At 51.8% G+C, this 5,601-nt stretch carries 4 protein-coding genes; 1 reads left to right on the top strand and 3 read right to left on the bottom strand.

What is annotated here, in order from left to right:
* Positions 1-183: response regulator (locus IGR76_17725; GenBank protein ID MBF2080297.1), on the bottom strand; the 183-nt coding region annotated here is incomplete at its 3' end.
* 262 nt (positions 184-445) lie between these two features.
* Between IGR76_17725 and metH the strand changes: the two genes are divergently transcribed.
* Entirely contained in the window at positions 446-4,051 is a 3,606-nt protein-coding gene (gene metH, locus IGR76_17720) for a methionine synthase (protein ID MBF2080296.1), read from the top strand.
* A 91-nt stretch (positions 4,052-4,142) separates the two neighbouring features.
* Here the strand turns inward: metH and IGR76_17715 are convergent, their stop codons facing one another.
* Both IGR76_17715 and IGR76_17710 read right to left on the bottom strand, forming a co-directional pair.
* Entirely contained in the window at positions 4,143-5,144 is a 1,002-nt protein-coding gene (locus tag IGR76_17715; GenBank protein MBF2080295.1) for an arsenic resistance protein, read from the bottom strand.
* A 67-nt stretch (positions 5,145-5,211) separates the two neighbouring features.
* Positions 5,212-5,592 (bottom strand): rhodanese-like domain-containing protein, encoded by a 381-nt coding sequence (locus IGR76_17710; protein ID MBF2080294.1) that lies wholly within the window; start codon positions 5,590-5,592, stop codon positions 5,212-5,214.
* Positions 5,593-5,601 lie beyond the last annotated feature (9 nt).

Below are 5,601 nucleotides of genomic sequence, written 5' to 3'. Positions count from 1 at the left end.
GTTCATCCGTGGCATAAAGAAATCAAGCAAGATCAGATTTGGATGGTTTTGCTGAACTAGCTCCATCCCTTCGACGCCATCCTTTGCCTCCAGAATTTCAACGTTGCTCTTAGGCAACATTTCCTGGACTTGCATCCGGATCACTTTACTATCGTCTACAATCAGAATTTTTTGATTGGCCATGCCCGAACCCTCGTGGCTCAAGGTGGTGTTGAAAATATGTCAAGGTTAGCCTAATTTTTCGTTCACTGCAGTGTTTCGCCCGGACAGGAACGAAAAAATCTGGTTTCGGTAATGCATAATCCCAATACCACATCGGCTCTGGACGCGATCGCCCTTCTATGAGGATTGCTAGAAAGCTACTGAATCCCAGGCGATCGCCAATATGATAGATAAATGTGACCCTTCAAGCATAATTCCCAGATTTGATTCGTTTGATTGCACTATGACCCAGGCATTCCTCGCGCGTCTTCACAGCCCTGACCGTCCCGTCATCGTATTCGACGGGGCAATGGGCACATCTCTCCAAACCCAAAACCTGACCGCTGATGATTTTGGCGGGGCAGCATATGAAGGCTGTAACGAATATTTGGTCTACACCAAGCCCGATGCCGTCAAGCAGGTGCATCGCCATTTCTTGGAATCCGGGGCAGATGTGATTGAAACCGATACCTTTGGCGGGACGCCGATCGTGTTGGCGGAATATGACTTGGGCGATCGCGCCTATGAATTGAACAAACTCGCCGCCGAGTTGGCCAAAGAAGTCACGGCAGAATTTTCGACCCCAGAAAAGCCCCGGTTCGTCGCGGGATCGATGGGGCCAGGAACGAAATTACCGACGCTGGGACACATCGACTACGACACTCTGAAAGATGCCTTCGTGGTTCAAGCAGAGGGATTGTTTGATGGTGGTGTCGATTTGTTCATTGTCGAAACCTGTCAGGATGTGCTGCAAATTAAGGCGGCGCTGAACGCGATCGAAGAGGTGTTTGAGAAGAAGGGGGAACGTCGTCCCTTGATGGTGTCGGTGACGATGGAAATCCAGGGCACGATGCTGGTTGGGTCAGACATTAGCGCTGTCCTTGCCATTCTGGAACCCTACCCGATTGATATTTTGGGCTTAAACTGCGCCACTGGGCCGGATCGGATGGCGGAGCATATCAAGTACCTGTGTGAGCATTCGCCCTTTGTGGTGTCCTGCATTCCCAACGCCGGATTACCGGAAAATATCGGAGGACACGCCCACTACAAGCTGACCCCGGTGGAACTGCGAATGGCCTTGATGAAGTTCGTCGAAGATTGGGGCGTGCAGGTGATTGGGGGGTGCTGCGGAACCCGACCCGATCACATCGCTCAACTGGCGGAGGTGGCTCAGGAGTTAACGCCTAAGCCTCGTGACATCCGGCTTCCGGCTTGGGAACTGAACGGTCATGCCGATGCCAAGCCTGTCCGTGCCCCCCTCCACTACACTCCTGCGGCGGCGTCCATCTACTCCGCCCAGCCCTACGACCAGGACAATTCGTTCCTCATCGTGGGTGAACGCCTCAACGCCAGTGGGTCTAAGAAGTGCCGAGATTTGCTGAACGCGGAAGACTGGGATGGATTGGTGGCGTTGGCGCGATCGCAGGTTCGGGAAGGCGCACATATCCTAGATGTGAACGTGGACTATGTGGGTCGGGATGGCGTGCGCGATATGCACGAACTGGTGTCCCGCCTAGTCACAAACGTCAATTTGCCTTTGATGCTGGACTCCACGGAATGGCAAAAGATGGAGGCCGGACTGAAGGTGGCGGGCGGTAAATGCATCCTCAACTCTACCAACTACGAGGACGGGGACGAACGATTCTTCAAAGTGCTGGAACTAGCGAAGCGCTATGGGGCGGGTGTGGTCGTCGGCACTATCGATGAAGACGGCATGGCACGGACGGCAGAGCGGAAGTTTGCGATCGCCCAACGCGCCTATCGGGATGCACTGGAATACGGCATTCCTGCCCACGAACTGTTCTACGATCCTTTAGCACTGCCGATTTCCACCGGAATTGAGGAAGATCGCGCCAACGGTAAAGCCACGATCGAATCGATCCGGATGATTCGGGAGAATTTGCCCGGTGTACATATCCTCCTCGGCGTATCGAATGTCTCGTTTGGTTTGAGTCCGGCAGCCCGGATCACGCTGAACTCCATGTTCCTCCATGAGGCGATGGCGGTGGGCATGGATGCGGCGATCGTCAGTGCCGCGAAGATTCTGCCCTTGGCGAAAATCGATCCACAACATCAAGAAATCTGTCGCCAGTTGATTTACGACCAGCGCCGATTTGAAGGGGATGTTTGCGTCTACGATCCGCTAACGGAACTCACAACCCAATTTGAGGGCGTTTCTGCCAAAGATGCCCGTGCTTCCAGGGAATCGCTTGCGGATTTACCCATTGAGGAACGGCTAAAACGCCACATTATCGACGGAGAGCGGATTGGGCTGGATGACGCATTGGCGATCGCCCTCGAAAGCTATCCCCCGCTAGACATCATTAATACCTTCCTCCTCGACGGCATGAAGGTGGTGGGTGAACTGTTTGGATCGGGACAGATGCAGCTTCCCTTTGTGTTGCAGTCGGCGGAAACGATGAAGGCAGCGGTGGCCTACCTGGAACCCTTCATGGAAAAGGAGGATTCCAATCAGGCGAAGGGAATTGTGGTGATTGCGACGGTGAAAGGGGATGTCCACGACATTGGCAAAAACCTGGTGGACATTATTCTCACCAACAATGGCTACCGCGTGATCAATCTAGGGATTAAACAACCCGTAGAGTCGATCATTGATGCCTACCGCGAACACAACGCCGACTGTATCGCCATGAGTGGACTGTTGGTGAAGTCTACGGCGTTCATGAAAGAGAATCTGGAACGGTTCAACGAGTGCGGCATCACGGTTCCGGTGATTTTGGGGGGAGCCGCACTGACGCCCAAGTTTGTCCACGAAGATTGCCAGAATACCTACAATGGACAGGTGGTTTACGGTAAAGATGCCTTTTCCGATCTCCACTTTATGGATAAGCTGATGCCCGCCAAGGCGTCTGGAGAATGGGATGATATTAAAGGTTTCTTGGGTGAAGAGTCTACGAATGGTAAACGGGTAGCCAGCATCTCTGAGGCAGAAAAGTCTATCTCTCAAGAACCAGCGGAACCTGTAGAAATCGATACCCGTCGTTCGGAAGCGGTAGACATCGACATTCCCCGACCGACGCCACCTTTCTGGGGCACGCAAATTTTGGAACCTGCGGACATTCCCTTGGAAGAGATCTTTAAGTATCTCGATCTGCAAGCGCTGATTGCCGGACAGTGGCAGTTCCGCAAACCCAAGGAACAGTCGCGGGAGGAATACGATCAGTTCCTAGCCGAGAAAGTCTATCCCATTCTGGATACGTGGAAACAGCGAATCGTAGAGGAAAATCTACTTCAGCCGAAGGTGGTCTACGGCTATTTCCCTTGTGCGGCGGAGGGAAATACCTTGCACCTCTATGATCCATCTCTAGGAACGAAGGCATTGGAGAAAGGGGCGATCGCCTCCTTTACTTTCCCGCGCCAGAGATCCTTACGGCGTCTCTGTATTGCTGATTTCTTCCTGCCGCTGGAGCGAGGACAGGTGGACGTTTTCCCCATGCAAGCCGTGACGGTCGGATACTGCGCTACAGAGTTCGCAAAGACCCTCTTTGATTCCGATCAATACACCGACTATCTCTATTTCCACGGGTTAGCGGTACAGATGGCGGAAGCGTTGGCGGAGTGGGTTCATGCCCGGATTCGTCGGGAGTTGGGCTACGGCGATCAGGAACCGGACACCATTCGAGATATCCTCGCCCAGCGCTACCAGGGTTCTCGGTACAGCTTCGGGTATCCTGCTTGTCCCAATATGCAGGATCAGTACACGCAGTTAGATGTACTGGGTGCCAAGCGCATTGGACTAGAAATGGATGAGAGCGAACAGCTCTATCCCGAACAGTCCACCACGGCGATCATTGCCTATCATCCCGTGGCGAAATACTTCAGTGCCTAAAGGAAAAGGGGCGATCGCCTCTACCCACCCATCGGGAAAAGCGATCGCCCTTTTGTTCCAACCGTTGATGATTGTTCTCCAAACTCAGCAACTATTTGGAACCCTCGTACGCAGGCAATGCCTCTTCCGGTACGGGGCCAAAGATACGATCAGTTAACCTCACATACCAGGCAGCAGCTTGTACCTGTATAATGTACGCCATTGCAATAATGAGGGCAATCTCAGACCCCTGCTCTTTACCAAAGGCCGTCATGGCGATCGCCAGCGCAATGGATAGATTCCGCATCACCGTTCCGTAGACAAGGGCGATCGCATCTCCTCGATCGAAGAAGAACTTGCCGATAATGGTGCTGAGCAGGAAATTACCAAAGTACAAAATACCCAACGGAATTAGGAACGAAAGTAGCTCCAGTGGATTGGCGACAATATTTTTGGCTTTGAGTGCCATTGCCACAAAGACAATGCCTAAAACACCGATGGTTGAGAAGGCCGGAAACTTTTGTTTGAGATTCTTGTGGTATTTGTCTGCACCTACAATCCGGATGAGGAGAACCCGCGTGATGAATCCCAACAGCATCGGTAAAAAGACAATAATTACAATCTGTCTAAAGATGCTGGATAGCGGAATTTCAATGACGGTTCCCATCAACCACTTGGCATAAAAAGGCGTTGCGATCGATCCTAAAATAAGACCAATGACGGTCATCTTGATCGCTGCACTCAAGTTCCCTTTGGCGAATCCCGTCCAGGAAATCGTCATGCCACTGGTCGGCAACAACGAAGCCAATAGTAGACCTAACGCGACGAGAGGGCGATCGCCAAAAAATACCCGTCCCATCGCAAAGGCAAAGAAAGGAACGACGGCAAAGTTAATCAATTGGGTCACCAGTTGAACCTTTGTATCTCCCCCAGAGAGAACCTTCTGAATCTGAAGGTTAATCATCATGGGATAGACCATGAGAAATGTGAGAGGGACAATGAGTGACTTGAGGGGAGATGGATCGGTTAACGCCCCTACAATAATGCCCGCAATCATGAAGCTTGGCACTGACCAAACCAGATTTTTTTGGATAAAGCCTAATATCTTCCACATAGGAACAATCTCCTCGCTGTCCGTCAGGTGTTGAGAATTTCTAAGAAATGAGCGATCGCTGTGAGAATTATGATTTCTCGATGGGGAGTCCTGCTTTTTGCCAAGCCATCATCCCACCGGTAACGTTGAACACCTGTCTAAAGCCCAGATCAGATAGAGCCTTGGCAGCAATTGGACTTCGATGCACTGTTAAGCAAATCAGCGCGATCGGTTCATCTTTAGAGAGGTTCAAAAACCAACTCGGCCATACCCATCGACGCAGGATAGAGACTTGTCCCATGAGAATGCGAGGCAAGCTTAGATTGATCGCACCCGGAGCATGGAAGCGGTTATATTCAAAGCGACTTCTGACATCCAGTAACTGAAGCGGCTGAGTAGATTGCACAATGTCTTCTGGGTGTAGATCGGCGTTGTTGCATGAAAGAGGGGTTACGGGCGGGAGAGGCATGGTAAATTT

Origin of the sequence: Synechococcales cyanobacterium T60_A2020_003, assembly GCA_015272205.1 — a bacterium.
Taxonomy (GTDB): Bacteria; Cyanobacteriota; Cyanobacteriia; order RECH01; family RECH01; genus JACYMB01.
Note: the sequence above shows the minus strand (reverse complement) of the source record. Positions and strands in the feature narration are given on the sequence as shown.

Bases quoted from the DNA above. Each gene is read 5' to 3' on its own strand.
- metH (MBF2080296.1), top strand. From the start codon at position 446: ATGACCCAGGCATTCCTCGCGCGTCTTCACAGCCCTGACCGTCCCGTC.
- IGR76_17715 (MBF2080295.1), bottom strand. From the start codon at position 5,144: ATGTGGAAGATATTAGGCTTTATCCAAAAAAATCTGGTTTGGTCAGTG.
- IGR76_17710 (MBF2080294.1), bottom strand. From the start codon at position 5,592: ATGCCTCTCCCGCCCGTAACCCCTCTTTCATGCAACAACGCCGATCTA.